The following is a 24994-nucleotide window of genomic DNA, read 5'->3' on the forward strand; positions in this document are numbered from 1 at the left end:
GCTTTTTTTGCCTTCCACAATTACGATATCAATATACGACTAAATTCCAATCAATATGTGGCATACCCCTCTTTTCAGGAATCGCCTATAATTCTATTGTACTAGCAAACACATAACGAGGAGGAAGATTTATGAACTTTAGCAGGCTTGCCAAACAGGCAACAGCAGGAATACTTAGTACTGGCATTCTATTAAGCGGTTCTGTTACCCAATCATTTGCAGCTCCAAAGGATCCGGCAGATTACAAAGAAACGTACGATACTTCACAAATCACTCGATCAGCTATGAAAGATATGATTAATCAGCACGGTGATACTAGATATGCCGTTCCTAAGTTTGACGAATCCACAATTAAAAACATCCCTTCTGCCAAAAAAGTAACGGAATCAGGCGAAACCATTGACTTAGATGTGTGGGATACATGGCCATTGCAAAACGCTGATGGAACTGTTGCAGAGTACAAAGGATATCATATCGTTTTTGGATTAGCAGGCGATCCTAAAAACGCGAGTGATACGTTCATCTACATATTCTACAAAAAAGTGGGCGACAACTCCCTTGATGCTTGGAAGAATGCTGGAAGAGTATTTGATGACAATGATAAAAACGTTCCAAATGATCCTTACCTAAAAGAGCAAGCCGAAGAGTGGTCAGGTTCTGCAACCTTCACTGAGGACGGGGAAGTTCGCTTATTCTATACAAACCGTGAACCGTATATACCTGAGTCAGGAAATTATGGGAAACAAACCTTAACAACCGCTCAAGTAAACCTTTCAGAGCCAAATTCTGAAACATTGAAAGTGGATGGTGTTGAGGATTACAAATCCATCTATGAAGGCAAAGACAGCAAGTACTACCAAACTGTAGATAAATTTGTAGAGGACGGAAATTCCGCTGATAATCATACCTTCAGAGACCCTCACTATGTAGAAGATAACGGCCGCAAATACCTTGTATTTGAAGCAAATACGGGTACAGAATATGGCTACCAAGGCGAAGAATCGCTATACAATAGAGCTTATTATGGCAACAGCAATAAATTCTTCCAGGGTGAGAAAAACAAACTTATGCAAAGCCCTAAAAAAGAGTTAGCTGAACTTGCAAACGGTGCAATTGGAATTATTGAAGTAAACGACGATTATACATTGAAAAAAGAAATGAAGCCATTGATTGTTTCAAATACGGTCACAGATGAAATCGAACGTCCAAACATCTTTAAAAAGGACGGCAAGTGGTATTTATTCACAAGTTCAAGAGGATCAAAAATGACCATTGATGGAATCGATAATCAAGATATTTACATGTTAGGCTACACGTCAAATTCCTTAACTGGCCCATATAAACCATTAAATAAAACGGGCATCGTCCTGCATCAGGATCTAGATCCATATGACATCACTTGGAACTATGCACACTATGCAATCCCGCAGGCTGACAGTGATAATGTTGTAGTGACAAGCTACATGACAAACAGAGGTTATTTTGAAGACAATAAATCTACCTTTGCCCCAAGCTTCCAGCTTAACATTAAAGGGAAACAAACATCGGTAGTAAAAGACAGTATTCTTGAACAAGGTCAGATTACGGTTAAGTAGTTACCAGTGAAAAGAAAAAGAAAATGTCAGGAAAACTTGGCATTTTCTTTTTTCTATTTTAAAAGAGAAAAGTGGTGAGTTTAAGTGAACAAAAAGAAATATAAGATGGTTGCATTATTCGTTCTTGGATTAGGGATGGTTATTAGCACAGGAATTTTGATTCATTCATTTTATAAAACAAAAGAAGCTACTCCGCCAAATAAGGTAGAAAAGCACTCATACCGGGCTGCCTATCATTTTACTTCTCCTGATCATTGGAAAAACGATCCACAGAAGCCCCTTTTCTATGAAGGAAATTATCATTATTTTTACCTCTATAATGGAGATTACCCGGATGGCAATGGTACAGAATGGCGACATGCCACCTCTAAAGATTTAATTCACTGGAAGGATGAAGGAATTGCCATTCCAAAATATACGAATCAAAATGGGGATCCATGGACAGGGTCAGTCGTTGTAGACAAGGAAAATACAGCTGGGTTTGGAAAAGAGGCTTTTGTGGCGATCGCAACACAACCCTCTAAGGATGGCCAGAAACAAGAACAATTTCTATGGTACAGTACGGACAAAGGAAATACGTTTACCTCTTACAGTGACGAGCCTATTATGAAAAATCCAGGAACGAAGGATTTTAGAGATCCAAAAATCATCTGGGATAACACGAATCAAAAATGGGTCATGACCATGGCCGAAGGATCGAAAATAGGTTTTTATGAGTCTTATAACCTGAAAGATTGGCGCTATACGAGCAGTTTTTCCACTAAGAACATTGGAGTTTTAGAGTGCCCTGACCTTTACCAGATCCGTGCTGATGACGGGACAGTAAAGTGGGTGCTGGGCGTCAGTGCAAACGGAAAAGCAGCAGGGAAACCCAACACCTATGCATACTGGACAGGAACGTTTAATGGAACGGAATTTCTTCTAGATAACAATGAACCGCAATGGCTAGACTACGGTTTCGATTGGTATGGCGGAGTAACGTTTGAAGATGGCAAGGCAAGTAACAAATTAGACAAACGCTATGCCCTCGCTTGGATGAATAACTGGGCCTACGCCAACAATACGCCGACATTAAAAGAAGGGTTTAACGGAATGGATTCGATCGTCCGTCAAATTGAACTAAAGCGTGAAGGCGAGAACAAGTATTATCTTTCTTCACAGCCTTCAGAAGCATTAAAAGAATTGTCAAGCTCAACGAATTCTTTTGATAAAATCGAAGTGGATGGCTCGGAAACACTTGATGTTAAAGGAGATACCTATCAAATAGAGGTAGATCTCTCATGGTCGGATTTTAAGAATGCAGGATTTAGGCTCAGGGAGTCAGAAGATCAAAAACGCCACGTTGACGTAGGCATTTCTGCAGAAGGAAATTATTCTTATGTTAATCGGGTATTCACAGATCAACCTGACGAAACGAATCAGTTGGTTGAAAGTACTGCACCATTTGATGTCAGTAAGAAGAAGGTTCATTTAAAGATTCTCGTCGATAAAACCAGTATTGAAGTTTTTGTGGATGATGGAAAGGTTGCTTATTCAAACTTAATATTCCCTCATGCTGAAGATAAAGGAATTACTCTCTTCTCCGAGGGCGGCAAAGCGATCTTTAAGAATATGAAGGTTACACATTTTGATCCGATTAATTGAACCTCATCTTGGCAGATACCTTTCATATGAATACACATACATTCTTTTATAAGAAATGACTCTTCAAATATGAACATTTACTAAAGGGGCACCACCAACTTTTCGCCCAAAACATACGTTAAGCAAATTTCGACATAGAAAAAGCTCGATTTCTATAAGCCTAAGTACTGAAACTTATCTTTGTCATATTAACTGAACATAGATAAATGTATGAGTTATTGAACATCAACAGTTGAGGAAAATCCTCATAAATCCTTCAGCTAAAATGTGTTAAGAAACTTAGGTTTTCAGAACAGAACCTTAGTTCTTAACACCTTACGGGAAATGATACAATTTTAGGTTTTATTTCTCTCAGAAACACTTGGGTTTAATGGATATTCCATATACCATATATAAATCCTTTAATTCTCACATAAGACAGTCGAGGAAATTCATAAAAACCATGGAAAGTTTTCCTGGTAAAGTAAAGAGGGGAGCCTCGCAGGACTTAGCTAAAATGGGACTCATTATCGTATCGTTCACCATTAAAGACGTTCAGGATAAAAATGGATATCATGAGTCACTTGTAAAGCCAAGGATTACGCAGGTGAAGAGGGAGGCCGATATAGCTCCGTCGATGCAGAGAAAAAATCGCGAATCAAGCGAGCCGAAGCGAACATGAATATGGCAGCAAGCAAGGAAGAATAACAGGGGGAAATTTAAGGGGCACTTACCTCAGTATGTAGACAAAGTGGGTTCGGAAATCAACATTCAATTTGTATAGGCAAAAAACTGTAGGTCCAATCATATAGACAAGGGAGCTACAGTTTGTAGACTACTATCTAAAAGTTAAACCAAAGTTGATTGGAGAGAAAGGTGCGAGACTCCTGCGGGAAAAACGCGTCCAAGGGAGACCCCGCAGGCGCAAAGGAGCCGAGGAGGCTTCCCGGACCGCCCGCGGAAAGCGAGTGCCTGGAGCGGAAATCAACATCTAAATCGTACAACCATAAAAAAACTATAGGCAAACTCAATTTTCATCAAGTTTGCCTATAGTCTCAGATAAGGCGCGATTATACTATTACCTTTTTTTGAATAGTTTTGGCAGTTTATCTGGTCTTTTATACTACTTAAGAAATATGTTCGTCATACTCGGTTTTCAAGTAATTCATCATCCTTTGTTTTTGGTGGGAATAATGAAAGCAATTAAAGTAATAGGAAAAGTCGTCAAAAAAGAGAGGGTTTTTATCATCGAAGCCATAAGAATTTAAAAAATCCGAGATTACTTTTTCTTGTTCCACTACATCGAACAATCCGGATATATAAAAATGATAACTGAATTTATCATATAAAAAAAGGTATCCTGTATCATCAAAAATATTTTTCACTGTATGACCATCCAATTCTAACTCACTCCTTCCTTACCAATATACCTTTTTATCCATGAAATTATTCAGTGCTCATCTTTCAGGGAATATTATTATATTTATTGCAGCGTGTTTTTTATGCCTTCAATACATTAAAGGTATGAAATAAATGCAGGCAGAAAGAATAGGGAACGAAAAAAGCACATCCAATAAGGATGTGCTTTCATAAAAGTATTATTTGTACATTTCAGCGACTTGTTTTTGCAATTCGCCATTTTCAAGGTACTCATCATAACTCATTTGCTTATCGACTGTACCTTTTGGAGTAAGTTCAATGATCCGGTTCGCAATAGTTTGGATGAACTGATGATCATGAGAAGAGAAGATCATAGATCCTTTAAAGCTGATTAAACCGTTGTTTAATGCCGTAATCGACTCTAAGTCCAGATGGTTGGTAGGTTCATCAAGCATCAGGACGTTTGAACCGCTTAACATCATTTTGGAAAGCATACAGCGGACTTTTTCGCCCCCTGAAAGTACACTTGCCTTTTTCGTGACTTCATCGCCTGAGAATAACATCCTGCCCAAGAAACCGCGCAGGAAGCTTTCGCTCTGGTCATTAGGAGAATATTGACGGAGCCAATCGACAAGATTTAAATCGACACCTTCAAAGAATTCAGCATTATCCTTAGGGAAGTATGCCTGAGAGGTCGTAACGCCCCATTTGAATGAGCCGCCATCCGGTTCGATTTCACCTGCCAAGATTTTGAACATTGTTGTTTTAGCAATCTCATCTTTACCGACAAATGCAATTTTGTCGCCTTTATTCATCGTGAAGCTGACATTATCCAATATCTTTACGCCATCGATCGTTTTCGAGATTCCATCTACACGAAGCAGGTCGTTCCCGATTTCACGTTCAGGAGTAAAGCCGACATATGGATAGCGGCGTGAAGAAGGCTCGATGTCATCCAAGCTGATTTTATCCAATAATTTCTTACGGGATGTCGCCTGGCTCGATTTGGATGCATTGGCACTGAAACGCGCGATGAAATTTTGAAGCTCTTTGATTTTTTCTTCTTTTTTCTTATTGGCATCTTGAGTCAGTTTAAGGGCAAGCTGGCTTGATTCATACCAGAAGTCATAGTTACCGATATAAACTTTGATTTTACCGAAATCAAGATCCGCGATATGTGTACAAACTTTGTTAAGGAAGTAACGGTCATGGGAAACTACGATAACAGTGTTTTCAAAGTTGATTAGGAATTCTTCCAGCCATTTGATCGCTTTTAAGTCCAAGTGGTTGGTAGGCTCATCCAGTAAAAGAACATCCGGTTTACCGAATAGTGCCTGGGCAAGCAATACTTTAACTTTGTCGCCACCGTTCAATTCAGCCATTTTCTTCGTATGCAGGTCTTCTGTAATCCCAAGGCCTTTTAAGAGGATTGAAGCTTCGGGTTCAGCTTCCCATCCGTTTAATTCGGCAAATTCCCCTTCAAGCTCGGCCGCTTTCATTCCGTCTTCGTCGGTGAAGTTTTCCTTCATATAGATGGCATCTTTTTCTTGCATGACTTCATATAATCTTTCGTGTCCCATAATGACAACTTTAAGGACTTCTTCCTCTTCATAAGCGAAGTGATCCTGCTTTAGAACGGCAAGGCGTTCGCCTGGCCCCATATGGACATCACCGGATTGTGCTTCAATTTCACCGGAAAGGATTTTTAAGAAAGTGGATTTACCGGCACCATTCGCACCAATCAGGCCATAGCAGTTACCAGGAGTGAATTTTATATTAACATCTTCAAACAGTTTACGATCGCCATAACGTAAACCAACATTATTTACTGTAATCATTTATTTACATTCCTCCAAAATACTTTTGTTTCAACGTGTCCAACACTTTGTTTCATTAGTTTTACGCTGATTCATACAAACGGCAGTTTACAATCTTATATGTTTTAAACTGTGCATCATTTAAATTGTATCTTATTTCTTAGGAAAATTAAAGGCAGATTAGCAAAAACAAACGTTTATAAGCAAAAATTACACAAGGATTTAATTTTGTTTATAAAATTGTCACCTATAAATGTAAGTACTATTTTTTTATTGAATACAATTATAGGTGTAAAGACCTGTTACGCAACAACTTTATAATTGGTAATATAGGTAACTGTAACTAATACAACGGGAGGAACATATATGAGTGATTCAGTAGGTTTTTGGAAACGTCTTTTCGCAGGAGTTTTGGACGGCATAATAGTATCAACACCATTAGCGATAATTTTCGGGGTGATTACCGGTGATTGGGAAAATGAAAATTTTTCAACTCTTTTTAACTTTCTCTACATGGTGATTGTCCCGATACTATGGTATGGCTATACAGTTGGCAAAAGGATTATGGGAATACGCATAGTAAGGATGGACGGCAAAAAATTAGGGATAGGCACTATGCTATTGAGGTATTTAGTTGCTGCTTTGGTATATGCCATTACATTAGGGATAGGGTTTATTGTCAGTGCATTCATGGTTGGCATTAGGAAAGACCATAGATCGATACATGATTTCATAGCGGGTACATACGTGACATCAAATAAACCATGAATAATGGATAAGCAGCTTAATAGCTGCTTTTTTTATGCGAAATTACAGATTCAAACCGATGAGATCTATAATATGGAGGAAATTTTGCTGAATACTTTATTGTATGGTATTTAGGTATAAATATTACATTGGAAACCACGACAGAATATCTATAGCAGTAATACAGTGGCAGTTAGGAAGCTAAAAAGCACTTAACCTTAATGGTCAAGTGCTTACGATTTTGATTTATTTCATTTTGAAGAAGACGCCCTTGATATGCTCGTGTTTCTTTGCTTACAATTTTCTTTTCAAATTTTCGCTTATTCGCATTGACTTTCACATGTGTGGAATCGACGAATATGTGTTCAGCACTTATTAACTTTCTATCAGCGGCTGTTATTAAGATGCGATAGAAAATCTGTTCAAACAGGTCTGTATCTTTAAAGCGTCACTCATAATTTTACCCTAACGTGGAGTAGGAGGTACTTTATCATGAAAAGCATAGCCTAAGAACCAACGGTAAGTCATATTTGTTTCCGCTTCTTGAATTGTTTTACGCATGGAACGAATACCGAAAGTATATTGAATGAATGTCAGTTTAACTAAAATAACAGGATCAATACTTGGGCGTCCTACCTCTGAATACATATCTTCACCAAGTCATAAATGAAAGTGAAGTCAATGGCAGCCTCCATTTTACGAACCAAATGGTTCGGTGGCACCAGTTGATCTAAAGTAATCAGTTCAAGTTGATCTCGCTGAATAGAATCATGAAAGCATCCTCATCACCTCAGGTTCTAATACTTCTATTTTAAAATAAAAATGACTCTAGGCAAAAGTTGTTCTATCTAAAAGATAAGACAAAGTTGATTGGAACGGAAGGTACGAGACTCCTGCGGGAAAAGCGCGTCTAGGGGAGACCCCGCAGGCGAAAGCAGAGGAGGCTCCCCGACCGCCCGCGGAAAGCGAGTGCCCTACGTTCCAATCAACGTCCAAATTGTACAAGCAAAAAAAATGTAGACAAACTCGAATTCATCGAGTTTGTCTACAGTCTGGGCACTTAACCTTAATGGTCAAGTGCTTTTGTTATTCAAAACCTCTTTATTTTGATTGATGATGATTTTATTTCTTAAAATCATTTCTTTATTATTAAGTCCAACATTGAGTTCTTTGGTATTATTCACTTTTTCCAGCAGTGAAATTACGGATATTTCCAGTAATTCAGAAATAGGCATTTGTGTTTTGGATGATAAAATTTCAAGTTCATGGATTAATTTAGGGGATAGCATTGGTTGTTTTTGATTTATTTCCATGACAGGACCCGCTTTCTTAAAAAAGTTATGTAATTGTCATTTAAGTATATAATGTCGGTTTCCGATAAAACATTAAATTAGCGTTATTTATGTTAAGAGTTGATGACAATTACGGAAGAAAGGCATAACCATGAATGTCTCAGCATAAGTCAACATACCATACCTAACCAATCTGGAATATATCGCATATTCTTTGAATTATATGAAATATCAGGGAAGGTACATTACAACTATATAATTCTATGTCTCCAGATTTGTCAACCATTGGCTTTTCTGATAGTATAAATGTCCATTTCGTCTTAGCATCGGCATTTTAATAAGTTTGATCAATATACAAGGAAGGGGAGTGATTTCATTGGGTAATCACCCTGATTTTGAAAAGGAACGACAGCGGCTGGATTTTACAAAACGTTATATCGATGTAGTCATCAAAACATCAGAAACAAGCAAAGATCAATTTCAGCGGAATATGCAAGAAGCTTTTGGCGATGCCGATTGGTCTGAATCAGCCTTATATTCACAGCTGCTGACGACGGCCAACTTTTTTGAGATGTCCAAAACCGAACTTGAAAGTTTACGTAAAGCAAGTAAAAAACCTTACTTTGCAAGAGTGGATTTTGAAAGGAATGATGGGGAGAGAGGCGAAGTCCTTTATTTCGGAAAAGCATCTCTTTATCAGAGGGAAAGCCAGGAACAGATCATCGTTGATTGGCGTTCACCGATTGCAAATCTGTATTATGAGGGACGGATTGGTGAAATAGAATATGAAGCGGAAGGGGAGACATTCAGCGGGAACATCACTTTAAAAAGACAGCTAATGATAGAAGAAGGTGTCTTGGAGGAGATAAGGGACATTGATTTGACAACAACGGATGAATTGTTGCAGGAATCCCTTTCCAAAAGTTCCAGCAATCGATTGACGGATATCATCACCACGATCCAGGAAGAACAGAATAAAATCATTCGGGCAGATTTGAATAAACCTATCATTGTCCAGGGCGCAGCGGGCAGCGGTAAAACCACAATCGCTTTACATAGGATCTCTTATTTCATTTACCACTATAAAGACTTGTTCGATCCGCGACAATTAATGATTCTTGCTCCGAGCCGGGTATTCATTGATTACATATCTGAAGCTTTACCTGAATTGGGTGTCGAAAAGGTAAAACAATTCACGTTTTCCGAATATGTTCAGGCAGCGATAGGAAAGCAAGTGAAGCTTATAGCGGATGATAAATTAACGCGATTGCTGGAAAAGGATGATGAAGAAATTAATTCAGCCGTCTGGATATCAGGTCTGAAGGGATCCCCTGCCTTTAAATATATATTGGACGAATATATAAAGGACATTTTCAGTGGGTTTCATCCGGACGCTGATTTTTATTGTGATAAATATCGCCTCTATTCCGCTAAGAAGTTCATTAGATTATTGGAAGAGGATTATTGGTATTTACCGTTATACAGCCGGCTGGACAAACTGAAGGCCATTTTACAAAATGAAGTGAAATTAAAAAAGAAAACAATGCTTGAACGCGTTGTTGATCTTTATGATGCCAAAATCGAGAAGGCGCTCTATAAGAATATCGATCCAGTCATACGCAAGGAATTTGTTACAAAATGCCTCGATAAAAAAGAGGAAAGGATAGGACAGATCCAAAAGGCGATCCGTACTTCTGTAAAAGCGTATTTTAAGCAATTCAAAAGTAAAGATCTCCTGGAGTACTATCAGGAATTATACCAAGATCCGGAGCGTCTCGCCTCATACAGCAACGGTAAGCTTACTGTTGAAGATGCCAGGGTTTTATGTGTGTACAATCATAAATTATTTTCTGCTAATAGTTATGAGCTGGAGGACTTAGGAGCATTATTATATCTTCAGGAGCGGCTTTTCGGTGTCGATAAAGAAAACAAAGCAAAAAACGTCGTCATTGATGAGGCACAGGATTATAGCTTCATGCAGTTACAGGCCCTAAAGACGGCAGTGGATACCGATATGTTCACACTTGTAGGCGATCTTGCACAAGGCATCCATTCATACCGCGGACTTCAAACATGGGATGAGGTTCACAGTCGTATTTTCCCTCGGGCGACGTATACTGAATTACAAAAAAGCTACAGAACAACTGTTGAAATTATGAAACAAGCTAATGAAATACTTCAGTTGTTAACATACGATTTCCCGGAAGTTGAACCCGTGGTCCGGCATGGCAAGGATCCAGAATTCATTTACATTGAAAAGGAAGGTTGGGAAGAAGAACTGATTGAACTGATCGCAACCCTTAAAGGTGAAGGTTTTAAAACGTTTGCCGTTATTGCCAAAACGATGAAAGATTGCAAGCTGGCAAACGAGAAACTAAGTGAATTCCATCAAGGCTTTCATTTAATAGATGAAGCGGGAAACATCCCTAAAGATAAAACATTGATTGTTCCTTCCTATCAAGCCAAAGGTCTCGAATTCGATGTCGTTTTTGCAATTTCCCTCGAAGAAGCGTATTGCCACGAAAATGAACTTGATATCAAATTGCTGTACGTAACAATGACAAGGCCATTGCACAGGCTATATTTTTTAGGTAAAGAGAAAAATGCTTTCCTTATTGAGACATGAAAGGGGTAGGGTGGAATGCCTCCACCCTCCTCGTGAAATGCTCACAGATGCGAAAGGATATCCTGAATATCTTCCCATCCGAAACCGACTTCGATAAGCTCGATGCCTGCCATTTTAACGGTTTTTTCAGCTATCACTTGACCTCCAAGTGCTTTGTAAAAACCGCATGATGGATTATCCTTTAATGCCCAGATTATTAAATTCTTATGTTCCATTTTTATAAGCTCATGTATGACCGCTTTTATCATTTTTCGGCCAAGTCCCTGTTTTTGATATTCTTTTAAAAAATAAATGGCATATACTTCACCTTGAAAATGCGGATCATTCGTTTGTTCTGGTCCACCGGCAGCGAAACCGATGATTTCCCCATTGGCGTTTTCCGCAACAAAGGTAGCATTATGCAGCATTTTTAAATTCCTTAGCCAGTTTTTCTTTTTGGCCTCCAGATTCATGGAAGACAAATATTGATCCGGAAGGATTCCTTTATAAGTTGTTTTCCAGCTGTTTATATGTACAATTGCTATTCCATCTACATCTTCTTCTATGGCTTTCCTTATCTTCATAAAAAACACCTTCAGATTTTCATATTTCCCCCTAGAATATCATGGAAAAAGTGAATAAGCATTTTATTTATGTTTATAACTGCTTGAGAAAGGATAAGAAATAAAAGAGTGATCAACCAGATGAAGGGAAGGATGAGAAAGATGAAATTGAAAGTTGGTTTTTATTTTCCGGGCGGCAAAGAACTAGAGCATGAGGTTGAAGGCGATGATTCAACTCAAATGATTTCAAATATTCAAAAGCACCGTTATTATAATTTAGTTAAAGGCGATTGCCATTATGTCGTAGATACGGAAAAAGCAGCATATTTTTCTGTAACAGAAATATTGGATTGAGAATGAACCGCATTGGACTTTTATTCCATTGCGGTTTATTCTTTTTGTTGTAAGGAAACCGGAAAAGGAGTATCGTCAATGAAAATCAATTTTACCAAGAAACAGTACGAAACATTATTCAAAATGGTTCAGTACGGATATTGGGTTGCTTCCGATACTGAAGATAATAAAGAATTCAGTGAGATGGAACAGTATATCAATTCCTTTGCGAAAGATTTCGGCATGGGAGGAGTACAGTTTATAAAGGATTACGAAATGTATGATCTGAGCAGGGAATTGGAGGATCAACTTCATACAGTCATAAATGAGTATGAAGATGGAGTGTTCAGGGATAAGCTTGCCTACCATTTGGCTAGGAAAGAGTTCGCCGAGGAGTCGGAAAACCATGAATACAATCAGGAGGAAGCGTTTAAACGTATCATGGAGCTCGAGGAAAAATATCATCTTCATATTGAAGAACACGGGTTAGGGAAATTGAAAATAGAAGAATAAAAATAGAGAGGACGTAATCTGTCCTCTCTTTTCTAATTTTGAGAAGTAATGATTCCATGATCATCACGTATGCCACCCATTACGGATCGGTTTTATGCACGAGGATTTTGACCTAATTTTTCAACTGAGTATTGATAAAATGCAATTAAGTCATTTTGTGACGCAAAGCCTGCTTGTGCAGTTCGTTCGTTCCCTCCGCCTTTTCCATTATAGGTGCCCAGTTCCGCTTTAAAATATTGTCCGCAATGAAAAGGGCTGTCCCCGCTGTCCGAGAGGATGACCTTTTGCTCCTTACGTGATGCTAATAATACGGTAACCTTTTCTTTTTTTACAATCGTACCTGCAAGGTAAAGCAGTTCTTTCATTGAGCTATCTTCGAAAATATGAGAGATGAATCCCCCTCCATTTTCTGCAAGCAGGGAGTCAGCAAGAAAATTTGCATTTTCAAGTTTTAAGTTTTCATTTGCCGATAGCAGCTGCTTATAGTCATTTTCAAGTTTCTCCACCCTATTCAGGATTTCTGTACGTCCGGTATTGAATTTAGTCGATAATGCAGAAAGAATTCCTAGACTTTCGGAATAATCATTCAATGCCCTGAAGCCGCACTTAAAGTAGAGCCGGGTAAGCTCCTTCTGCTTCTCCGCTTTGAAAATTTTTATTAACCCAATCTCACCGGTACGCCCTACATGAGTTCCACCGCAAGGGTTATATTCAATTCCTTCTATCTCAACAATACGGATATTTTCAGACACTTTAGGCATTTTGACGACAGGAAGTGACTGTAGTTGCTCGTTTGTCACGTAATAGATAAGTATTTCGCGATTCTCGATGATATATTGATTAACTAGCTTTTCAGCAGCAGCCGTATGTACCTCAGTCCATTGAAATCCTGCCATTATATCGATCGTTAAATATTCCTTTCCAAGGTGAAAGCTGACCGTATTAGAGTCAAACAGTTCCCTGCAGACAGCAGAGAGTAGATGCTGGCCGCTATGCTGTTGCATATGATCGAAGCGGCGGGACCAATCAAGTTCACAGTGGACGATCTCTGAATCTGGCCGTCTCTCCAACTTATGAAGAATCTTTCCATCATTGTCTTTTATAACGTCAAGAACTGTGATTCCTTCTATTTTACCCGTATCTGCAGGCTGACCGCCGCCTTCGGGATAAAAAGCGGTTTCTTCAAGAGTGATATAGTAAAAGCCATTTTCTACAATGGTTTCCCGAATTACGGTATCCCATTGGGAAGTCTTGGTGGACGTGTAATACAATTTTTTTGTCATGAATGATTTCTTTTTCCTTTCAGTTGATCATTAAATTATATCACCGAAATACTAGAGTTTAAAATCGCGGGTTTTAGAAGATTAGTCAGGTAAAAAAGCAAAATTTATGACAAATCACGGCGGAAATGTTAAGGTGGTTTCCAATTATGGACATGGAAGTACCTTTACCATATCCTTACCTAGAATTACTCTGAAAGAAGTGGGGCTTAACAATGAAGGACAGTCAAGAAAACTGAGCCATGAAATTATGGTCATTGAAGATGATATTAACTTAGCGGAACTGCTAAAATATGAATTGATGGACAGTGGTTTCCACGTCAGCTATTTCAAAAGTGGTAGAAAGGCTTTTCAAAAACTAAAATCCTTACCTCCGGATGCCATTGTGCTGGATATTCTTCTTGAAGAGGGGGAGATGGACGGCTGGGCGATCCTGAGGGAATTAAAAGGATCCGCTGATTTGAATGAGATTCCCGTTTTTGTTTCGACTGCACTTGACGAAAGGGAGAAGGGGATTTCCTTGGGAGCTAAGGATTATTTAGTTAAACCTTTTAAACCGAGCCAATTATCCAAAGTGATCATGCATACCTTGTTAAGTAACGGTAAATAAGGGCAGATACTAATCCCGCAGGCATTTCATGGAGAAAACAAGGGTTAAAAAATAAAAAACCGTAATAGGTATACAGAACATCAAAAAAATGATAAATTCAAATATGTTGGAAAAATAAATAATTGGGTACAATTGTAGGTAAAGGTAAGTTACAGGAGGATTTTTATTCATGCAAAAAATTCAGGCCGGCATGGCTGTAGAGTTAGAAGTGGAACGTAAGGCTGATTTCGGATGGTTTTTAACGGATGGTTCAGAAGATGTCTTACTTCATCATAATGAAATGAATGAAGGAACGGAACTTGAGATTGGCGATGAAGTAACTGTGTTCATCTACCATGACAAACAAGCAAGGCTAACAGCGACAATGAAGATACCCGAAATTCAGATTGATCAGTATGGCTGGGCGGAAGTTGTCAATGTGAAAAGGAAACTGGGTGTTTTTGTGGACATCGGTCTTTCCAAAGATATTCTTGTATCCCTGGACGACCTTCCGAATATTGATCGTTTATGGCCTGAGGTTGGTGATCGTCTATATGTATCCCTTAAGACAGATCGTCATGACCGCCTGTTTGGTAAACTTGCAACGGAAGATGTCATTCAGGAGATTGCAGTGACAGCTCCTTTGAAAGGAGTCCGAAACACCAGTATTAAGGGAAATGTCTATCGTTTGCTTATGGTTGGTTCTTTCTTTATTTCAGAAGAAGGATACCGCTGTTTCATACACGAAAGTGAACGCAAGGAGGAGCCCCGCCTTGGTGAATTAGTTGAAGGGCGCGTCATTGATAGTAAAGAAGATGGAACGCTTAACGTTTCTTTAATCCCCTTTAAACAAGATTTAATGGGGGAAGATGCTGATGTCATTTTCACTTATTTAATGAATCGCGGCGGTGCAATGCCTTATGGCGACAAAACGCCACCTGATGATATAAAGTTTCACTTCGGTTTAAGCAAGGGAGCGTTCAAGCGTGCTCTCGGTAAACTGATGAAGGAAGAAAAAATTTACCAGGAAGATGGATGGACATATTCTTCAGACCGTAAATGAAAAAGGCAGCGGATTTTCTCCGCTGCTTTTTTTATGTGAATTTCATTAAAAAAACTTCTTTTTACCTTTTTCTTCTTTTAAAATCTCCACAGCTTCCCTAAACCTCATCGAATGGATAATTTCCCTCTCACGCAAAAACCTGAGTGAATCATTGATATCAGGATCATCCGAGATGTCGATCAACCACTGATAGGTTGCTCTGGCCTTCTCTTCAGCGGCGATGTCTTCATATAAATCTGCAATCGGATCGCCTTTGGCTTGGATATATGTGGCCGTAAATGGATTTCCTGCTGCGTCATGATAAAAAAGGGCACTATCATGATTGGCATAATGGTCACCTAGGCCAGCTGCAGCCATCTGCTGAGGAGTGGCGTCTTTTGTAAGCTTATAGATCATCGTGGCGATCATTTCGAGATGGGCAAATTCTTCAGTTCCGATATCCGTAAGCAGGCCAATCACTTTATCAGGAATTGTATATCGTTGATTTAAGTATCGGAGTGCTGCAGCCAACTCACCATCAGCACCCCCGTATTGTTCTATTAAATATTTAGCCAATCGAGGATTGCAGTCTCTTACTTTAACTGGATATTGCAGCTTCTTTTCATAAACCCACATAGCTATCTCTCCTTATACCTGCCATGGCCAAGGGCCTTGGCCCCATTCCCATTTATTTTCACCGCCTGGACTGTTTCCAAATCCCAATAATGGACCATATTTAGGCTCAAAAACCGATTTCAGTTGTTGGGAGTATTCATGAAATTGATTGAATTGCTGTAAAGCCTGCTGGTCGTTAGGATGTGTATCCAAATAAAGAGTCAACTCGACAAGTACGAAATCGGCAGCCTGTATTTGTTCAAGCAACTGATAATATTCATCATCCAGTTTCTTATTCATTTACGTCTCCCTTTCCCGATATGGATTATCATAAAAATCATAAAAGAATTTCCAAAGTGTACCGTATTTCAAAGCTTCTTCCGGTGTGAACTGCTCCATATTGGGCGGTTGAAAATTAATATACAAATTAGGAGGTGTCCTGTAATACTTTCTCCCAATAGGGGGACACGGATCGAATTTACTATGGAAAGGTTTATATGACTTAACTAGGGTAAAAGTCTTTTCGCGAGTCACAAAAAATACCTCCTTTGTAAAGATATAGCCTCTAATTTTTATGCCTCGGTAATGCATAATATGACTCCTCTGGCCTGGAAAGGAAATTATATGGAAAATGATGTTTTTTCAGAATATTATAAAATCTTGTTATAGTCCCGTTATCTTACTGTGATGTTTGTCATCTATTCTTTATCTGTTTGTTCTTTGTATAGAAAAAAACTATGTTAAGATTTAACTCGTAGCTTATAAAGCAGCTCACAAGGAGGTAACAACATATGAAAAAATCAATCTTATCGTTAGCGGCAGCGGCTGCTATATCCGGTGCATTCACAATTCCGGTACAAGCAGAAGATGTCAAAGTGAAAGATGGAGACACATTATGGGGGATATCTCAAACATATAAAGTATCAGTAGAAGATATTAAGTCTTGGAACGATTTGTCTTCAGACGCGATTTATGCCGGAGAAACCATACATATTTCTCAAGAAGAGCATTATAAAGTAAAGTCAGGGGACACATTATCGGGAATTGCACACAAATATGATGTAGGGGTAAATGATATTAAATCTTGGAACGGTTTAAGTTCAGATACAATCCATCCTGGTCAAGAAATTGTCATTAAACCGGCAGCTAATAAAGTCGAAGCTGCAAGTGTAGGGCCTGCACAGAAATCAGAGCAAGCAGCACAAGCAGAGCAATCCGAACCAGCAGAACAATCTAAGCCAGCAGAACAAACAAAGCCGGTTGAACAATCGGAACCAGCAGATTCAAACAATGAATCCCAAGATCAAGCAGAATCTGGAAAAGAGATTACTGTTAGTGCAACCGCCTATACGGCTGATTGTCAAGGCTGCAGCGGAACAACAGCAACAGGAGTGGACTTGAAAGCTAATCCAGATGCAAAGGTGATTGCTGTGGACCCATCAGTCATTCCGCTAGGATCAAAGGTTTATGTTGAAGGTTATGGCTACGCAACGGCAGCCGATACAGGCAGTGCCATCAAAGGGAATAGAGTGGACATATTTGTTCCAAACGAACAGGATGCCGTGAATTGGGGCGTTAAAGACGTTAAAGTGCAAATCCTGAATTAATTTAACCATGCAAAACATGTTTATATATTGAAAAAGCAGACACAGTTATATTGTGTCTGCTTTCAGTTTGTAGACAAAAGGATTCTATCTAAAAGTTAAAACAAAGTTGATTGGAGCGGGTGTGCGAGATTCCTGCGGGAAAAGCGTGTCCAGGGGAGACCCCGCAGGCGCAAAGGCGCCGAGGGCGGTCCGCCCAAGGAAAACGGAGTGCCTGGAGAGGAAAATCAACGTCCAAATTGTACAAATCCTAAAAAAATGAAGACACAAACATAATGTGTCTGTTTTTTTAGTCCTTTTGGTTCACAGGAAAAGCAGGTACAATGAAAGAAATAGATCCTTATAAATCCTTGCAAGGGAAAAAGGAGGAGTAATAAATTGATGGAAAAAGCACGTGATTATTTACAAGAATACTTTGGTTATGAGTCATTCCGAAAAGGTCAGGAACAGATTATCGAACAGGTTTTAGGAGGAATAAACACAGCGGGAATCATGCCTACTGGCGGAGGTAAATCAATATGTTACCAAATTCCAGCCCTTCTGTTACCAGGTGTAACACTCGTAATATCCCCACTTATTTCCTTGATGAAAGACCAAGTAGATGCCCTCGAACAAAATGGAATTGATGCCACGTTTCTTAATAGCTCCATTTCTGGGTTAGAATCATCCAATAGAATGAATGATATTAAGCACGGTAGATATAAGCTGGTTTATGTGGCACCTGAACGTTTGGAAAATCCTGCATTTCAACAGGATCTATTTAATGTGGACATTTCTTTGGTTGCCATTGATGAGGCCCACTGTATATCTCAATGGGGTCATGACTTCAGGCCAAGCTACTTAAAAATCAAAACCTTATTGAAAAACATGCCATCTGCTCCGACTGTACTGGCATTAACGGCAACTGCCACACCGCATGTGACCGATGATATATGTCAGTCGCTCGGAATATCTGTACAGCATACAGTTTCCACGGGATTTTCTAGAGATAACCTGTTCTTTTCCGTTGTGAAAGAAGAAAATCGCGGACGGTTTTTAATGCGCTATTTGGAGAAAAACAAAAATGAATCGGGTATCATATATGCAGCCACCAGGAAAGAAGTCGATTCCTTGTATGCCAAGCTTATTAAAGCCGGATTCAAAACAGGTCGATATCATGCTGGCATGAATGAAAAAGAACGGTCGGAACAGCAGGATCAATTCATTCGTGATGACGTTCCCTTGATGGTAGCGACATCTGCCTTCGGGATGGGAATCGATAAGTCGAATGTTAGATACGTCATCCATTACCAAACTCCAAAGAACATGGAGAGTTATTATCAGGAAGCGGGCCGTGCAGGGAGGGATGGTTTGGATAGTGAATGTATCCTCTTATATTCCCCTCAGGATATGCAGATACAGCGTTTCTTGATTGATCAATCAAATCCCTCTCAGGAGTGGCAATCCCAGGAATTGAAGAAATTGAACAGAATGAAGGATTATTGTTTTACCGAAGGGTGTTTGCAAGCATTCATTCTGCGATACTTTGGAGAAGAAAACCCTGAAGATTGCGGTCATTGCGAAAATTGTACAGATAAACGTGACTCAGTTGATGTAACTACACAGGCACAAATGGTCCTTTCGTGCATGTTGCGAATGGGTGAGCGATTCGGTAAAACGATGATTTCCCAAGTGCTTACGGGATCACGCAATAAGAAAATTGAAGAGTTCGGATTCCAGAAGCTTTCAACCTATGGTATCATCAATGATCAAACTGCGAAGGATGTTGGTGATTTCATTGATTTCCTGACAGCAAAACAGTACATAGAAATGACAGGCGGCCAGTTTCCGGTACTCAAGGTTACCAATGCAGGCAGGGAAGTGCTATTGGGACAGAAAAAAGTCCTGCGTAAGGAAATAAAAAAAGTAAACAGCATCAGCGCAGATCATGGATTGTTCGAAGAGCTAAGACAGTTAAGAAAAGAATTGGCAAGCAAGGAAAATGTACCTCCATTCATTATTTTTTCCGATGCATCTTTGAAAGATATGGCCGTCAAACTGCCGAGGACTGAAGAGGAATTCCTGGAAGTCAAAGGGGTAGGCATACAGAAATTCGAACGCTTTGGAAATCTATTCTTACAAGGTATTTCCAAGTATGTACAGGCACATCCTGAATTAGATACGAATACTATGATTACAAAGGAAACGGTAAAGCGAACGACTAAACCATCTCACTTAGAGAGCTATCGCTTATATCAGGAAGGCAAATCAATTAAGGAAATAGGGGCATTGAGAGGGCTGTCTTCCATTTCAATTGAAAATCATTTATTAAAGTGTGCAGAAGAAAACTTGGATATTAAATGGGATGAGATTTTCTTGGATAAAGAGTTTGATCTTGTTTTGGAAACTGCGAAACAATTGGATTCAGAAAAATTGAAACCACTTAAAGAAGCTCTGCCCGAACATATTTCCTACTTTATGATCAAAGCGATCTTGGTTAAAGCAGGGCTGGAAAACGAAAGGTGTTAAGGTTTTTTGGATAATTTCTTCATTGAATAAATAAGAATTTGGTTTAATGCGTATACTAGGAATGATAAAAAGGTGAAATTTCGCTCCTTTAATCAGAGTCTTTATAAAAAAGAGGAGGTTGCTCATGTATTTTGGTAAAAAGAATTCAGAGGAACCAGAAATAGTTATGGAAGATACGATAGTATATGCATGCGGATCAGCGGATTGCAATGGTTGGATGAGAAAAGATTTTGCCTCGGAAAACTATGATTGCCCAATGTGTGGAAGTCAATTGGTTGAAGAAATCAGGGAGCTCCCAAAAATTGAAAATGAGTATAATGCGTTTAAATAAAAGAGGTGAATCATAGCCTCTTTATTTTTTATTTTGAGAAGGAAGGATGGTGCAGTGTTTTTATCTTGGATTAATGCTTTACATATAAAGATATGTATGATATTATTAAATTTCAGTGTTATGAAAAGAATGCACTGGAGGGTAATTTAAAGTAACATTTTTATTAATAAAATAATTTTTCATCATTTTCATGATGAAGTAGAAACAAGTTAAACATATTTAGAAAAAAGAAATACATGTTATCACCAAGTATTTTCCTCGATCCATTTCTGTTCTTCATTAACTTACTTCTATGTACCATTTGTCTTTTGGAATTTAATCTACCCAATTGGAATTACGGACGGTTTTAATTAATAAACATGTACTTACAAGCTTTTATCTGATTCTCGCAGGCACGGTCTAGGAACCGTATGGATGGGAGAGAGGCAGGGCTTTCATTGTTTTAGGTTTTGGCATTAAAAATTACTCTCGTGCTCGCTTCGATTTGAAATGTTCAACGAACGAGCAGGAAGAACCATATGGAATGGATTCTTAAACAGGCGCAGTCTCGATTATCTGAAGGGTAAGTCCGGGACTGTGTTTCATTTTGGGGAATACTTTCTTTTTAGAATCTTTCCTCAAATATATAAAGCATATATATGATATAATGGTAACTGAGATATGAAAAATTCATGCCGTAATCTCAAGTTCTTACCATTCAAAAAGTTTGGTTGAAAGAACAATGATCATACTTAGATTTGCGAATGGTTATTTACTCACAATTTAGATTAAACGCCATCTATTCTTCTTTTATCTTTATGGCTTGTGATCTGTTATGCAGGACGGAGTCAATTCAATTCTAAGGAGTGAGATATATGTATAGAAGAAATAATACGGAAGAAATCATTCCTGAAGAAACAAAGGTGTGGGAATGTACATCAGAAGATTGCAAAGGTTGGATTCGCGATAACTTTACAAGTAATGATGAACACGTTTGTCCGTTATGTAGCAGCGAGATGAAACCCGGCACCAGAATGCTTCAAGCAATTAACAATCCAAGAAACTATTAAGGCTATAAAAAAAGCTGAAGGGGATTCCCTTCAGCTTTTTTTATCTTTCTGCCAATTGGATGAAGCAAAAAGCAGATGAATGATTAGTGGATATCTTTTTTCTTGAATCGACCGCCTCGGACTTCCGCGATATCCCCTACAGCAAGAAATGCAGATGGATCGAAGCTTTTGACTATCTCTTTAAGTTTAGCTTCCTCAAGCCTGTTTATTACACAAAAGATGACTTTTTTATCATCACCGGAATATGCACCTTCACCAGCTAAAAAGGTTACGCCCCGTCCAAGGCGATTCATTATGGCATCACCAATATCATTAAATTCATCACTGATAATCCAGACAAATTTGGATTCGTCCAAACCTGCGATGACGATATCCATCGTTTTATATGCCACGAAGTAAGCTATGATCGAATACATGGCACGATCCCACGAGAATACGAAGCCCGCACTGCCAAGGATGAATAAATTGAAAAACATGACGATCTCCCCAACGGAAAAAGGGAGCTTCTTGCTAGCGAGTATAGCAAGTATTTCTGTACCATCCAAAGAGCCGCCATATCGAATGACCATTCCAACACCAATGCCAAGAATCATTCCGCCGAAAGCGGACGCTAGGAGGATATCTTGAGTGAAAGCTGGTACATGATGAAGCAATGTAGTGGTTATGGAAAGGATTAAAATTCCATAAAGGGTAGATAATGCGAAGGTTTTGCCGATTTGTTTATAACCGATAAAAAAGAAAGGAAGATTCAAAATGAAAAGAAAGATTCCGAGCTTCCATCCAGTGATGTAAGATAACATAATCGATATACCCGTTATGCCCCCGTCGATTACGTTATTCGGCACTAAAAAAATCTCGAGGCCGACAGCCATCAAAACCGCACCGATTGTAATTAATAGACCTCTCTGTAAAATTTGTCTCAGTGTTAATTTTTTATGCTGGGTCTTCTTTTGCATAATTTCTGTTGTACTTGCACCTGCCAGGTCTGACATAATCATGCCACCCACTCCTTCTCTCTATATAGGTTCTATTTAATTATAAACCTATAGGTATAATTAAATAAAGAAATTAACATTCTGATTCATATAGTCCTGAATAATTATTGGTATCATTGATAACGTCCTGTAATGAAGAAACAGGGTTGTTAATGCTTGTCATTACCGTGTATTCTTATTCTACTCCATACAAAAGAATAGTATTTCTAATTTTATTGAATTTATGAAAGAAACCTGCATTTTCTTGAGATATGGGGTGAACTGAAAGAATCGATGTGTAAATATATAGGAATAAGGAAATAAAAAACCTTTGAGGTACTATGAATTTCCTTTACAATATAGGAGAATAGAACGTTTGAGGTGATCAAGTAAAAAAATGGAACAATCAATTGTAGCATCAAATCCTGTTCTCTTTATGATTGCAGTACTTTTGATAATAATGGCTTGTTATACGGCGTTGGATTTACTGACAACATTACTGACGATAAAGAGATATAAACGCCTTGTGTATATAGGGAGCAGCTGCTCTATGGGAGTGGCTATTTGGACGCTTAATTTTGTTGTTATTTTCACCCTCGATAATTCAGGAATGGCAGCATACAACTTTTCTACAATAATTTTTTCGTTAGCATTAGCGATCGCTCTCGCAGGGGTTGGGTTATTGGCCATTTCGTATAAAACACAAGTCCTGCAGATCGTTTTTTGCGGTTTCATGTTTACGATGGCCATATTATCCAATTATATAATGGGAACATCTTCATTAAACCACTCTTTGCACTTTAACCCATTATCGGTCTTCAGTACGATTTTCAGCATCTTTATTTTATTTGTAGCAGCACTTGCCATATTATTTCATTTTAATAAATTAAGTCAATCTTCGCTAAAACCAGTCAGTACTCTTTTGATGAGTGGTGCAATCATTGAAGGCTATTATCTTTTTGTAAGGGTGTTACCGATGAACGCGAAAAATGAAGCGGGTGAATTTGTTCCACTCACTCCATTTATGCTTTATCTTACATGCTTCGTTTCATTATTCATCCTTGCCAGCTTGATAGCTTCAAGTACGATCGTGGGCCGGCGGTTAGCAAAAAGTGATAATACTGTAAGCGATATCCGTTATGCTTTAGATCAATCGGCGATCGTCGCCATCACGGATGCAAATGGGATCATTACATATGTTAACGAAAAATTCCTGGAAATATCACAATATGAAAAACATGAACTAATAGGAAAAAATCATTCCATAATCAATTCTGGTCATCATCCGAAAGAATTTTTCACTGACTTATGGCTAACGATCAGCCAAGGGAAAACATGGCATGGTGAAATATGCAATCGGGCAAAAGATGGTAATGTATATTGGGTGGATACAACTATCGTTCCTTTTATGAAAAAGGGTAAACCATATCAATATATTTCCATCCGTTCGGATATTTCCAGTCGTAAAAAAGCAGAAAGTGCTTTAAAGGAGTCAATTAAAGAACTGGAAGATATGCATTATGCAATCAACCAATCCTTGATTGTGGCGATTACCGATGATAAAGGAGTCATTATCGAAGTGAATGAAAAGTTCTCGGAGGTTTCTGGTTATGGGAGAGGTGAATTGATAGGCCAGACCCATAAGATCGTTAATTCTGGATACCACTCAAAGGAATTCTTTGAAAAAATGTGGATGACCGTCCGTGAACGCAAAGTTTGGAAAGGTGAAATTAGAAACAAGGCGAAAGATGGCAGTTTTTATTGGGTCGATACAACAATTGTTCCATTTTTCAGCGAAGAAGGTAAACCATTTCAGTATTTAACCATTAGATATGACATAACCGAGCGTAAACAATCGGAAGAGATGCTCCATCGGCAGGATAAATTAGCCGCTGTCGGTCAGCTTGCTGCTGGAGTGGCACATGAAATACGCAATCCGTTGACCTCCATGAAAGGGTATACGGAATTTTTGCAATTGGATGAAACGGACGAAAATAAACAAGAATATCTGGAAATAATCATGGACGAAATCAATCGTGTGAATGAGATAGTTGAAGAGTTCCTACAATTGGCCAAACCACAGGCCTTGAATTTGGAGATGAAGAATCTTGTGCCAATCATTAAAAACGTTGTATCTTTGACGGAGTTTGAAGCCAGGAAGAAGAACATCACGCTGATTTCGGATTGTAATGACGAAGAGATCTTCGTTCGTTGTGATGAGAATCGATTAAAACAAGTCATATTGAACTTCATTAAAAATGGTATGGAAGCTATGCCTGACGGTGGGTTCATAAAAGTCATGACTGAAATTAAAGAGGATAAAGTGCAAATATCCATTACCGACACAGGAATTGGGATTCCGCCAGAGCAGCTTAAGAGACTGGGAGAACCATTTTTCACAACGAAAAAATCTGGTAATGGGTTAGGTTTAATGATCAGCTTTAAAATCATAGAAAGCCATTTCGGAAATGTCTTTGTCGAGAGCGAGGTCAATAAAGGTACAGTCTTTAATATTGTGCTCCCTATTTAGCCTA

The 24994-nt window shown here is 38.7% G+C and carries 22 protein-coding genes and 2 pseudogenes; 14 read left to right on the forward strand and 10 right to left on the reverse strand.

The window, feature by feature from the left end; all coding sequences use genetic code 11:
* Window positions 1–131 precede the first annotated feature (131 nt).
* From ACZ9AO_RS13805 to ACZ9AO_RS13815, 3 genes and pseudogenes are all read left to right on the forward strand, one after another.
* Entirely contained in the window at window positions 132–1595 is a 1464-nt protein-coding gene (locus ACZ9AO_RS13805; protein ID WP_476109260.1) for a glycoside hydrolase family 68 protein, read from the forward strand.
* 105 nt (window positions 1596–1700) lie between these two features.
* Window positions 1701–3239 (forward strand): glycoside hydrolase family 32 protein, encoded by a 1539-nt coding sequence (locus ACZ9AO_RS13810; protein ID WP_476109351.1) that lies wholly within the window; start codon window positions 1701–1703, stop codon window positions 3237–3239.
* A 417-nt stretch (window positions 3240–3656) separates the two neighbouring features.
* Window positions 3657–3923, forward strand: a pseudogene (locus tag ACZ9AO_RS13815) (SPFH domain-containing protein); the annotation flags it as partial.
* A 422-nt stretch (window positions 3924–4345) separates the two neighbouring features.
* On the opposite strand, the gene ACZ9AO_RS13820 reads toward ACZ9AO_RS13815, so the two are convergent.
* Window positions 4346–4618: a hypothetical protein gene (locus ACZ9AO_RS13820; RefSeq protein WP_476109261.1), complete on the reverse strand. Its 273-nt coding sequence runs from the start codon at window positions 4616–4618 to the stop codon at window positions 4346–4348.
* Window positions 4619–4816: 198 nt separating this feature from the next.
* Entirely contained in the window at window positions 4817–6436 is a 1620-nt protein-coding gene (locus ACZ9AO_RS13825; protein WP_034307325.1) for an ABC-F family ATP-binding cassette domain-containing protein, read from the reverse strand.
* Window positions 6437–6781: 345 nt separating this feature from the next.
* Here ACZ9AO_RS13825 and ACZ9AO_RS13830 point away from each other — a divergent pair, with 345 nt between their 5' ends.
* Window positions 6782–7183 (forward strand): RDD family protein, encoded by a 402-nt coding sequence (locus ACZ9AO_RS13830; RefSeq protein ID WP_063593777.1) that lies wholly within the window; start codon window positions 6782–6784, stop codon window positions 7181–7183.
* 211 nt (window positions 7184–7394) lie between these two features.
* On the opposite strand, the pseudogene ACZ9AO_RS13835 reads toward ACZ9AO_RS13830, so the two are convergent.
* Together ACZ9AO_RS13835 and ACZ9AO_RS13840 are read right to left on the reverse strand one after the other, a co-directional pair.
* Window positions 7395–7926: pseudogene (locus tag ACZ9AO_RS13835) on the reverse strand (transposase); the annotation flags it as partial.
* Between the two features lie 309 nt (window positions 7927–8235).
* Window positions 8236–8475 carry a hypothetical protein gene (locus ACZ9AO_RS13840; protein WP_048683463.1) on the reverse strand — a complete coding sequence of 80 codons (240 nt, stop codon included), beginning with the start codon at window positions 8473–8475 and terminating at the stop codon, window positions 8236–8238.
* A 346-nt stretch (window positions 8476–8821) separates the two neighbouring features.
* Here ACZ9AO_RS13840 and ACZ9AO_RS13845 point away from each other — a divergent pair, with 346 nt between their 5' ends.
* Window positions 8822–11080 (forward strand): HelD family protein, encoded by a 2259-nt coding sequence (locus tag ACZ9AO_RS13845; protein ID WP_251540005.1) that lies wholly within the window; start codon window positions 8822–8824, stop codon window positions 11078–11080.
* A gap of 41 nt (window positions 11081–11121) precedes the next feature.
* Here the strand turns inward: ACZ9AO_RS13845 and ACZ9AO_RS13850 are convergent, their stop codons facing one another.
* On the reverse strand, window positions 11122–11643 hold the full coding sequence (locus ACZ9AO_RS13850; RefSeq protein ID WP_476109262.1) for an N-acetyltransferase family protein: 522 nt from the start codon (window positions 11641–11643) through the stop codon (window positions 11122–11124).
* A 141-nt stretch (window positions 11644–11784) separates the two neighbouring features.
* On the opposite strand from ACZ9AO_RS13850, the gene ACZ9AO_RS13855 reads away from it, so the two are divergent.
* Window positions 11785–11976, forward strand: coding sequence for a hypothetical protein (locus ACZ9AO_RS13855; RefSeq protein WP_034307314.1), 192 nt, complete (start codon window positions 11785–11787; stop codon window positions 11974–11976).
* A gap of 78 nt (window positions 11977–12054) precedes the next feature.
* Window positions 12055–12468: a hypothetical protein gene (locus ACZ9AO_RS13860; protein WP_318292394.1), complete on the forward strand. Its 414-nt coding sequence runs from the start codon at window positions 12055–12057 to the stop codon at window positions 12466–12468.
* A gap of 92 nt (window positions 12469–12560) precedes the next feature.
* Here the strand turns inward: ACZ9AO_RS13860 and ACZ9AO_RS13865 are convergent, their stop codons facing one another.
* Window positions 12561–13751 (reverse strand): alanyl-tRNA editing protein, encoded by a 1191-nt coding sequence (locus ACZ9AO_RS13865; protein ID WP_476109263.1) that lies wholly within the window; start codon window positions 13749–13751, stop codon window positions 12561–12563.
* 106 nt (window positions 13752–13857) lie between these two features.
* Between ACZ9AO_RS13865 and ACZ9AO_RS13870 the strand changes: the two genes are divergently transcribed.
* Both ACZ9AO_RS13870 and ACZ9AO_RS13875 read left to right on the forward strand, forming a co-directional pair.
* Window positions 13858–14358 (forward strand): response regulator transcription factor, encoded by a 501-nt coding sequence (locus ACZ9AO_RS13870; protein ID WP_476109264.1) that lies wholly within the window; start codon window positions 13858–13860, stop codon window positions 14356–14358.
* Between the two features lie 169 nt (window positions 14359–14527).
* Window positions 14528–15400, forward strand: a complete 873-nt coding sequence (locus tag ACZ9AO_RS13875) for a CvfB family protein (RefSeq protein ID WP_133346910.1) — start codon at window positions 14528–14530, stop codon at window positions 15398–15400.
* 45 nt (window positions 15401–15445) lie between these two features.
* On the opposite strand, the gene cotJC is transcribed toward ACZ9AO_RS13875, so the two are convergent.
* The 3 genes from cotJC to ACZ9AO_RS13890 are packed head-to-tail and all read right to left on the reverse strand — an operon-like array spanning window position 15446 to window position 16528.
* Complete coding sequence (cotJC, locus tag ACZ9AO_RS13880; RefSeq protein ID WP_034307306.1) at window positions 15446–16015, reverse strand: spore coat protein CotJC; 570 nt, start codon at window positions 16013–16015, stop codon at window positions 15446–15448.
* Window positions 16016–16027: 12 nt separating this feature from the next.
* Window positions 16028–16294 carry a spore coat protein CotJB gene (locus ACZ9AO_RS13885; protein ID WP_034307303.1) on the reverse strand — a complete coding sequence of 89 codons (267 nt, stop codon included), beginning with the start codon at window positions 16292–16294 and terminating at the stop codon, window positions 16028–16030.
* Window positions 16295–16528, reverse strand: coding sequence for a spore coat associated protein CotJA (locus ACZ9AO_RS13890; RefSeq protein ID WP_048679115.1), 234 nt, complete (start codon window positions 16526–16528; stop codon window positions 16295–16297). It lies immediately after the preceding gene.
* Between the two features lie 257 nt (window positions 16529–16785).
* Between ACZ9AO_RS13890 and ACZ9AO_RS13895 the strand changes: the two genes are divergently transcribed.
* From ACZ9AO_RS13895 to ACZ9AO_RS13910, 4 genes are all read left to right on the forward strand, one after another.
* The gene (locus ACZ9AO_RS13895) at window positions 16786–17601 is read left to right on the forward strand and encodes a 3D domain-containing protein (protein ID WP_063593767.1); all 816 of its coding nucleotides are present in this window, start codon (window positions 16786–16788) and stop codon (window positions 17599–17601) included.
* A 378-nt stretch (window positions 17602–17979) separates the two neighbouring features.
* A complete protein-coding gene (gene recQ, locus ACZ9AO_RS13900; protein WP_251540212.1) occupies window positions 17980–20106 on the forward strand; it encodes a DNA helicase RecQ in 2127 nt (708 codons plus the stop codon).
* 124 nt (window positions 20107–20230) lie between these two features.
* The gene (locus ACZ9AO_RS13905) at window positions 20231–20437 is read left to right on the forward strand and encodes a cold-inducible protein YdjO-related protein (RefSeq protein ID WP_034307297.1); all 207 of its coding nucleotides are present in this window, start codon (window positions 20231–20233) and stop codon (window positions 20435–20437) included.
* An 854-nt stretch (window positions 20438–21291) separates the two neighbouring features.
* Window positions 21292–21486 carry a cold-shock protein gene (locus tag ACZ9AO_RS13910; RefSeq protein ID WP_034307294.1) on the forward strand — a complete coding sequence of 65 codons (195 nt, stop codon included), beginning with the start codon at window positions 21292–21294 and terminating at the stop codon, window positions 21484–21486.
* An 83-nt stretch (window positions 21487–21569) separates the two neighbouring features.
* Here the strand turns inward: ACZ9AO_RS13910 and ACZ9AO_RS13915 are convergent, their stop codons facing one another.
* Entirely contained in the window at window positions 21570–22484 is a 915-nt protein-coding gene (locus tag ACZ9AO_RS13915) for a YitT family protein (RefSeq protein WP_226990376.1), read from the reverse strand.
* Between the two features lie 373 nt (window positions 22485–22857).
* Between ACZ9AO_RS13915 and ACZ9AO_RS13920 the strand changes: the two genes are divergently transcribed.
* Window positions 22858–24990 carry a PAS domain S-box protein gene (locus ACZ9AO_RS13920; protein ID WP_476109265.1) on the forward strand — a complete coding sequence of 711 codons (2133 nt, stop codon included), beginning with the start codon at window positions 22858–22860 and terminating at the stop codon, window positions 24988–24990.
* Window positions 24991–24994 lie beyond the last annotated feature (4 nt).

It is taken from the genome of Peribacillus sp. TE19612, from assembly GCF_056279465.1.

Coding starts and splice junctions, on each gene's coding strand:
- ACZ9AO_RS13905 (WP_034307297.1), top strand. CDS start 20,231: ATGTATTTTGGTAAAAAGAATTCAGAGGAACCAGAAATAGTTATGGAA.
- ACZ9AO_RS13850 (WP_476109262.1), bottom strand. CDS start 11,643: ATGAAGATAAGGAAAGCCATAGAAGAAGATGTAGATGGAATAGCAATT.
- recQ (WP_251540212.1), top strand. CDS start 17,980: ATGGAAAAAGCACGTGATTATTTACAAGAATACTTTGGTTATGAGTCA.
- ACZ9AO_RS13865 (WP_476109263.1), bottom strand. CDS start 13,751: ATGACAAAAAAATTGTATTACACGTCCACCAAGACTTCCCAATGGGAT.
- ACZ9AO_RS13825 (WP_034307325.1), bottom strand. CDS start 6,436: ATGATTACAGTAAATAATGTTGGTTTACGTTATGGCGATCGTAAACTG.
- ACZ9AO_RS13805 (WP_476109260.1), top strand. CDS start 132: ATGAACTTTAGCAGGCTTGCCAAACAGGCAACAGCAGGAATACTTAGT.
- ACZ9AO_RS13920 (WP_476109265.1), top strand. CDS start 22,858: ATGGAACAATCAATTGTAGCATCAAATCCTGTTCTCTTTATGATTGCA.
- ACZ9AO_RS13870 (WP_476109264.1), top strand. CDS start 13,858: ATGACAAATCACGGCGGAAATGTTAAGGTGGTTTCCAATTATGGACAT.
- ACZ9AO_RS13895 (WP_063593767.1), top strand. CDS start 16,786: ATGAAAAAATCAATCTTATCGTTAGCGGCAGCGGCTGCTATATCCGGT.
- cotJC (WP_034307306.1), bottom strand. CDS start 16,015: ATGTGGGTTTATGAAAAGAAGCTGCAATATCCAGTTAAAGTAAGAGAC.
- ACZ9AO_RS13910 (WP_034307294.1), top strand. CDS start 21,292: ATGTATAGAAGAAATAATACGGAAGAAATCATTCCTGAAGAAACAAAG.
- ACZ9AO_RS13885 (WP_034307303.1), bottom strand. CDS start 16,294: ATGAATAAGAAACTGGATGATGAATATTATCAGTTGCTTGAACAAATA.
- ACZ9AO_RS13855 (WP_034307314.1), top strand. CDS start 11,785: ATGAAATTGAAAGTTGGTTTTTATTTTCCGGGCGGCAAAGAACTAGAG.
- ACZ9AO_RS13840 (WP_048683463.1), bottom strand. CDS start 8,475: ATGGAAATAAATCAAAAACAACCAATGCTATCCCCTAAATTAATCCAT.
- ACZ9AO_RS13830 (WP_063593777.1), top strand. CDS start 6,782: ATGAGTGATTCAGTAGGTTTTTGGAAACGTCTTTTCGCAGGAGTTTTG.
- ACZ9AO_RS13915 (WP_226990376.1), bottom strand. CDS start 22,484: ATGATTATGTCAGACCTGGCAGGTGCAAGTACAACAGAAATTATGCAA.
- ACZ9AO_RS13875 (WP_133346910.1), top strand. CDS start 14,528: ATGCAAAAAATTCAGGCCGGCATGGCTGTAGAGTTAGAAGTGGAACGT.
- ACZ9AO_RS13860 (WP_318292394.1), top strand. CDS start 12,055: ATGAAAATCAATTTTACCAAGAAACAGTACGAAACATTATTCAAAATG.
- ACZ9AO_RS13810 (WP_476109351.1), top strand. CDS start 1,701: ATGGTTGCATTATTCGTTCTTGGATTAGGGATGGTTATTAGCACAGGA.